The 7,750-nt window shown below is 46.0% G+C and carries 5 protein-coding genes; all 5 read right to left on the bottom strand.

Annotation, left to right across the window (positions count from 1 at the left end):
* Window positions 1-405 (bottom strand): GerAB/ArcD/ProY family transporter (locus tag AC1DUA_RS25130; RefSeq protein ID WP_477502364.1); only part of this gene is annotated, 405 nt, incomplete at its 3' end.
* 17 nt (window positions 406-422) lie between these two features.
* Complete coding sequence (locus AC1DUA_RS25125) at window positions 423-1,745, bottom strand: spore germination protein (protein ID WP_477502363.1); 1,323 nt, start codon at window positions 1,743-1,745, stop codon at window positions 423-425.
* Between the two features lie 355 nt (window positions 1,746-2,100).
* Complete coding sequence (locus AC1DUA_RS25120) at window positions 2,101-4,251, bottom strand: OmpL47-type beta-barrel domain-containing protein (RefSeq protein ID WP_477502362.1); 2,151 nt, start codon at window positions 4,249-4,251, stop codon at window positions 2,101-2,103.
* The gene (locus AC1DUA_RS25115) at window positions 4,241-6,991 is read right to left on the bottom strand and encodes a PA14 domain-containing protein (RefSeq protein WP_477502361.1); all 2,751 of its coding nucleotides are present in this window, start codon (window positions 6,989-6,991) and stop codon (window positions 4,241-4,243) included. The genes AC1DUA_RS25120 and AC1DUA_RS25115 overlap by 11 nt, the downstream gene beginning before the upstream one ends.
* A gap of 117 nt (window positions 6,992-7,108) precedes the next feature.
* The coding region (locus AC1DUA_RS25110; protein WP_477502360.1) for a type 2 periplasmic-binding domain-containing protein at window positions 7,109-7,750 on the bottom strand (642 nt) is incomplete at its 5' end.

The following is a 7,750-nucleotide window of genomic DNA, read 5'->3' as shown; positions in this document are numbered from 1 at the left end:
GCCAATGGATGATCCAAGTAACGTAATGAAACAAAGTAATATCAAAATTGAAATTAAGGGTGATCGGACGACAAAAACGATAAGCATTAGTTCAGCAAACCCACGAAGTCCCATAACCCCGATAAGGAGAATATAGAGAATAAGTGGCAGAAGCAGGGCAGTACTAACCCACCTGCCGAGAGGAAGTAGTAAATCTGCATAATCTAAATTCCCTGCTTTGTTCAATCCTTTAAGCAAAATGACCATGAGGATTAACTCAATAAGCATATAAATAACGGCTGGTTCCCAATGCCCATATTTCGTTGTATGTAACACTGCTCTTGGAAAAAGCAGAAACATGATACTGCAGTGAGATCCGATGAAAAATAAGGGGACTGTCAAAGTTGAAATCCATCGAGAACTCAAAGGAGTCACTCCTTTTCTTATGTTAAGTTTGACTTTGTTTTTTTGAAATCGAAAAAGCTCATAAACGGGATACCAAAGTGTTCGATTTTGCACACATAAAAGCAAAGGGTTATAAAGCCAGCGAACAAACCGAAAATACCAAAAATGCCTGAGAGCACGACGATGGCCGCTCTCATCATCCGAATATTCAACGTGTTTAAGTAATTAGGAAAAGCAAAGGTAGCAGTTACGGAAACTGACAGCACAATGATAACAAGACTGCTTACCAGCTTGGCATCGACAATGGCTGTTCCTAGAACAATACCACCAATGACCGTAATGGATGCTGCAATGCTTTTGGGTAACCGCTGAGTTGATTCAATACTGATCTCGCTAACAATTAATAAAAAAGCCATTTCTAAAAATGTAGGCAGCGGAATGCCGATTCGGCTGCTTGCCACAGAGAGCGCAAGTTCGATTCGCAGCGTTTCTGGATTCACAGAGACCAAAGCAACATAAAGCCCTGGTGTCAGCAAAGCGATCAATAAGCTCATTAAACGCAAATATCGGAGAGCAAACATAATAAGCAGGGGAAGTTGTCTATCCCACTGTAAAGAAATAAAATCGCTAAATAGTAGGGGCAGCACATAAGCTACAGGTTCTCCTTCTATTAGCAATATCACTCGTCCTCGCATCATCGACAAGATCGCTTGCATAGGAATTTCCGTTTTATAAAAAGGAGACAGTAAGTCAAAACGATGGCAGCCGAGTATTTCCATCAGGTCTTGACCCGTCTGTAAATCCCTGTTTGAAGCGTTTTGCAAAAAACCTTTGACTTGACGCAGCAACTCCTGATTCACAAGGTCCGAATGGTAAATTAAGGACGTCTCTTTCGTTGCTACTCCTGTAAATGTATAACCCTCAGCAATTAGGTGCTGCGAATTCATTCCTCTTCTTATGAGTCCAATATTCGTGGTTAATGCTTCCATGAAGGCGACTGCCGGAGCAAATGGCATTGATTCGTTCTCAGGCTTATCGACAGCTCGCGATAGAGAAGCGGGCATTCCCTGAAAGCTGAATGCTCGATCACCATCGGCACTCAGTAGAACGACCCGTCCTATCTGAAGCTCATTCATTTCCTCAGGGCTCCATGCCCTGCCAATCAATCGCGCGCAAATGTCGTCGTAGGAAACTGTTGGCGTAATCCCGGAATTCCAAATAAATCGAATGGTTTCCTGCGAATTCACAACGGAGTCATAACAAACCAACCATATATATTCGGCTCCGAGCTGCAGCCGCTCAATTTTCAGATCACGATGAAATTCTGTTTTTTTAAGGATAACCTCTAAAAAGTTGCTCATGGCTCACCTCCCAGAGATAGTGTTTACTATAAATTGGGAATTATTCAACTTGATCCCTGCAGTGGGCGTGTGGAGGCTAAAGTAGCTTTACTCAGGGGAACTAAAGGGCGCTATTCGGAGGAAAATGAACTGTTTCCTCTTTGGAGCGGAACTGCAGGGACTTATTTGCCTCCATGGTACGTTTTTCGGGTGAGATTGCCGAAATAGCGGATTGTTGTTCCCCCAGCAGGTGGAAAATGTGCCTATTCTGGGAAATAGCGGATTGTAGTTCCCTATCGAAACTTACAAATGTCGAAGATTAAAAAACGGCCAATCATCCAAAAGAAACTTTGGATAATAGACCGTTTTTAGCTATTCATTTCCGCGTTTTTTGCTGCAGAAATAGCAGGGCATCCTGCAGTATCTTGGTGGTCGCACTGTCCACATACTTGCCGTCTTTCATGGCAGCATCAAAGAAAGTTGGATCTTTAAGCTGACTCTGGCTCAGCAGTCTCTGAAGCACAGCAACTGTGTTCTGCAGGCTGTTATAGACGTTTTGGTTTTGGAAATAACCTAAATTCCATAATAACCGGAGTAGATCGTCCAAATGATCAAGATCCATAACTACCTTTAGTACAAAGGTACGTACAATCGTATTGCCGGCAATGTCCGTTGCTGTTACTTCTATGGTGTGCTGACCTAACCACAGACTAAGCGGTGGGAGGTTAAGGTTAGGGCCAACAACGGCGCCGTCCAGTTTAACAATAGAGGAGGCTACTCCACTTAAAGCGTCTGTAATACCTACATTCATTACAATCGGATCCGTCCAAAACACAGTTAAAGGACCTGTTAAGTTGATTGCAGGAGCTTGCGGATCAAATCGCACTACTGCAGTGTGACTCGTTTCTTGATTACCAGCAGCATCAATGCTGTAATAGTGAATCGTGTTCTCACCGTAAGTGTTAACGGTAACCGAGGTGCCGGCACTGGTCGTTCCTCCATTTAGCGAGAAGAAGGTCTGTTGTACACCGCTCAACGTATCATAAGCCGCTAATGTGACGGTTTGTGGTGTCCGCTGCCACCCCTCCAATGAGGTGTGTGTCGTTGTTGGAGCGGTTTTGTCGATGCCGATAATCAAATCTTGGGGCAATTCCTCGTTATTCATCATATCAATTGAGCGGTATTGGATGTGATAAATCCCTTCATCCGCGAAGGTGACCGGCTGATCAGAGACCGCGAGCCAAGCTCCAGTACCAGTGCCTCCCTGAATGCGGTATTCTGTCCGCTTGATTCCTACACCAGCAGTCGGATGCGCGACTGTAAATGCGACCTGCACATTTTGCTTATTGAATGTGCCTGAACCCGTTGCTCCGTCCGCTGTTGCTGTGGTTACAGGAGGCGAGACATCGCGCTTAGTCACCTGGAACGTTATCTCCTTGGTATTGTTGGTACGATCCATCTCCGCAAATCGCCCGATATCATTGATATTGACGCTTAATTGGTAGGTGGCCTCTCCGTTAGGCACTTCCCAATACCCGTTTTCACCGCCTGCATTCGTATACAAAGTAGCACTGCCGCCGACCGGGATGGATTGATTATACGTATCCGTATAGCCGAACGAACCGCCATTTAGACCAAACACTGCTCCCGTAATTTGGGCAGCTGGGGTGGGGAGAAGCCCGACATTTTTCACGGTGACATAGAATCGAACGCCAGTTTGCCCGGCATAAGGGTTGGCAGGGTCCGTTCCAAGGTCAGTTACGATAAGATCAGGACCAGGTGTTAGGGGCTGACGTTCCAAACTCAAAAACTCAAATGATTGATGGATAATGCGACCGTTTTTAGCAACAATTTTGATGATATGGTTCGCCATTGGGAGACCTGTTTTTTCGAAAACCAGCTTCTTCGCACCCTGTGTGTTTGCCGTTTTCAAATCGACAGTTGCTTGCAGGACATCATCCATATAAACATCTGCCAATCCTAAAGTAGACTCAATATCAGAATACCAACGGATTCCTGTACCTTTGAAGCCCATGGCTGCGTAGTCACCCGGCGTTGCCGTTTCATGAAGATCTGCTCCATTAGCCCCCGGAGCGAAAGTTGCGGCGGAATAATACGTATTTGTACTAGAATGGATGACATTTGTCCAAAGTGATTGAGGCGTTTCATCCAAAAGACCTTCTTTCAGCTCGAACCAATCGAAGTAGGCGAATACATTATCGCTGCTTTTGACGATGGATAGTACTAGGTTACTCACGTCCGCAGGCATCATGACATTGTATTCGATTGTTGTATAGACGTTAGGCTCAGTTCCAGGCAAATCAATAGACCGAATCACTTGATTGTTAACAACGAGATCGACCTTTTTATTCGCAGATGAACTATATTTGAGCTTCAGAACATAATTGGTATTTGCTTTAACAGGAGGTTTCAGTAAGTTCAATCGCCCTTGTGTATAATACATTCCTACGAATGTGCCATGATGTGTCACACCTTCCAGCTCCGTTTGTTCTGCTTCAACATGCAAAGCTCCCGTAGACGTAGTGGTAAAAGGGCAGCTTATAACCGGCTACCTCTGCATGATCTGTAGATGGCTGCCAGGTTAGTTTGATATTTTTGTAGGAAACGGCCCATGCTTGCAGCGTAGGTGTGCTCGGTATGGAATTCTCGTACGGAGTCAGAATGTATTGAACGGCTTCACCAGGCTGAAGCGTTTCTGATAATTGCGCACCTGAAGCAGCGTCAACGATGGTAAAACTGTGTGCAGTTGCATACGTGTTGCCTGCGCCAAAGCGTTCTGCCGCATACTGGGTATTAGCAGGCAGGTTAACGCGCACATTCATCGTGACCGGAGTCGTTTCGAAATTAACAAAGTTGAGCAGTATTTTATTCGATTTTGCACCGGTATTGCTTACAGGAAGACTTGATGTATCTACCGCACGGAAATAAGCTTTTTTCCCGGCAAGCTCATGCGGATTGGTATACACATAAGGGAGTGGTTTCCCATGTGTACTGTAGGCAAGCGCTAAGCGGCGGAAAATCTTCAAACGCGTTTCGTCAGGATCGCTAGCATTAATCCATGCTTCAGCATCGTCAGCTGATTTCATCTCGATGTCTTCTTTGAGCAAGCTGTACTCTCGGAAGTAGGCGGCATGCTGCATAATGTAATCGAGATAGCCAATTGTGCTGCGCGTTTCCCGATCGAAGATGGAGGCGAAGCGATGGGTGAAGGTGTCATATCGGTTAWTGTCGGTATGAAAATCGTTAGCTCCCGTTTCACTCATCATCATCGGCCTAGCGAGTCCGTCACCCTGATAGTCAGGAAAGGTTTTGAGTGTCTCTACAAGCGCGCCGCCTTCACCACTTGAAATCCCGCTTAAGGTATAGCTGTGACCATTGGTCATATCGGTATAATCTTCAATCTGTTTGCGATAAGCAGGATCACGCTCCCAGCCATCCGGAATCCCTTTGGAAGGCCAGTAGGCCCATCCCGGAGAAACCGCTTTCAACCAAGGGTTTAGCAAAGGTTTTTGCTCACTAACATATTTGGCAAGCGCCAAATCGGCGGCAAAGGCGTTGTTGAACACACCAGGTTCATTATCAAGCTCCAGGTATTCAAATAAATCCCCATTTTCAGCAATGAGGTTGTTGTAATACTCTTTCACCTTCTCTGGAACTACGCCAGATGAGAGCTCAGGGTCTTTGATGTAAGTTCCGAATGGCAGCAGCACAGGTGCCAAATTCAAATCGCGCAGGGCTGTCAGCCATTCACGCGAGAATTGACTGGAACGAATGACGTTCCCGCTGTAAGCTAGACCCAGCCACTTGGTGACTCCCATCGTTTGCAAATCGCGGTCTTTCAACACATGTGAGACGAGTGCCGTTCCCAGACGGATATATCGCCCATGGATAGGTTCTGTCGCGGGAGCTCCCAAAGCCTCAAGTTTGGCATAATCCCACTCAAACCAATGAAATTCATCACCTTCAGTTCCTGCATACAATCCTCGATCGAGCGAAAGCTTCAGCTCATTAGGTCCAACCTTCAGCATCTCTTTAGGAATGTACAACTCGTAAGTTTCTTTGAATTTCCGGGTCGTATTTCCGCCGTTTAGACCTACAATCTGGATTAAGCCAGCCATCGTATCATTGGAAAATACCGCTAACTGCGGTACGGAAACATACGCGTCCAAGCTCCTGAAGCTGAATTGTACGCCATAATCCGGAATCGCAGCAAGGTTGTAGGTAATCGTCATAGTACCGTTGCGACTAAGCTTTAAGCCCTTGGATATCGAACTCCAATCTGTGCGAGTAGCCCAGTCAGCAGGGAGATTGAAGGACTCCGCGGGAGTTGATTTATAATCGCCAAATTCAGTAGAGAGCTGATCATCAAGTCCTATTCTCCAAAGCATCGTATACACAGGCGTGGGCTCAACAGCTTTAGTTAACGTGTAAAAAGCAGTTGAAAACAGGGTTTTTCCAGCTGGCTGTGCCGATGTTTCTTTCAACCGAACTTGGATTTGTCCCGTCGTGTAATTGATATTATCCAGCTGAAGCGGATTCACGGTGACGGTTTGCCAGGTGTAACCGCGATCTGTGCTGTATTCATAGGCAGACAGATCCGAATAACCGGGCAAAGGCGTCCATCCGAATGTATTTGCTGTGTCATCCTGCACAGGATTTGTTGGTGCATCAGGCAGGACATAAGGAGTCAAGTATGCTCCTGGTATCACTTGCTGGGCTATTCCCGGACCTTGCCAAGCGACAGCCAAATTGTCATTCGAGGTGTTTTCTTTATGCAGCGCCTCGATATAATATCTTTTGCCACCAGATAGCGGAATGATCACTGATTTCTGAGTAGGGGATTTATTCCACTCTCTGGGCTTGGCGAAGACGGTGTTCCATGCTTTCTTCTCTTTGTGCGCAGGATCGCCATCTGGACTCAGCCATAATTCGGAGCTGTCATCCGCAGCAATCCAGAAGGTGTAACCACCGCTTACTGGCGGCGTCAGAARACCATAAACGCGAGAGCCATAGAGATCTCCGGTATTATTGGGGGTTTCAAAGGTCGTGAGTACCCTCGAACCCGAAGGAGGAGCCTTTAAAGGAATCTGTTCTACTTTCCCGCCAGGAATATTATTCCAATAATCCTGGGTAATACCTGTTCCCGCAGCCAAAGCACGGTAAGCAGGGAAGAGAGGGAGCAGGGAGACAATGATTGCCGACAGAAGGATTGAAACAAGGAGTTTTGACTTGTGTAGGGATCTCATAATTACCTCCAAATGAACGAGATTATCAATAGGATTCCCTAATCCTATCCGGGGTCCACGTCATGTGTAGGCGGTGCTCCGATACAGCTAATCCAGGAGCACCGCTACTCCTTAATTCTATTTCAATTCATTCTGAGACTGCTCAGCGAATTTGTATAAATCATCAATACTAAATATCTTGGTTTTGTTGTTCTCATACCATTTGGCATAGTAATCATCGACTTGCTTGCCCCCAGCTTTTTCCCATACATCCTTAGCATCCTTAATTGCTTGCTGGGCTGTATAGCTGGTGCCACCAACCAAAGCTTTCAACCAAATGTCGCCTTTGTCGATATTGTTGGACTTGCTTGTGCTTTTGACAATCGCTTGCAGGTCATCAGGTAAGACCGGTAGGAAGTCGTTACCGAGCGAAGGAACAGGACGATCTTTATTAATATAGATTTCTTTGGATTTGAGGTTGATATCGAGCAGTTCTTTCTGAGTAGGCACTTCAGGGCGCAGGTTCACCAGATATACTTCCGCGCATTTGCCGAGCAGTAAATCGGATCTCATCATGTTCAAGTCGTCGGTGTACAGCTCTTTCTTATTTTTCTCCGTATCAATAGGCTGCGGACAACCGTTCGAACCCTTCTGCGAATGTGTACCCTCGATGCCATTTTTCAGCAGATTGGCATGTTCGGGTTCCACCATCCAGTCTATATATTGCATAATTGCTTTCGGATCCATAGCCTTGGCGTTGACGACACCGACCATTTGCAC

It is taken from the genome of Paenibacillus sp. 01T422 (assembly GCF_056398785.1).
The sequence above is the reverse complement of the archived record's forward strand: the minus strand, read 5'-3'. Positions and strand labels throughout refer to the sequence as shown.

Excerpts from the sequence above, each read along its gene's own strand:
- AC1DUA_RS25125 (WP_477502363.1), bottom strand. The coding sequence starts at position 1,745 with ATGAGCAACTTTTTAGAGGTTATCCTTAAAAAAACAGAATTTCATCGT.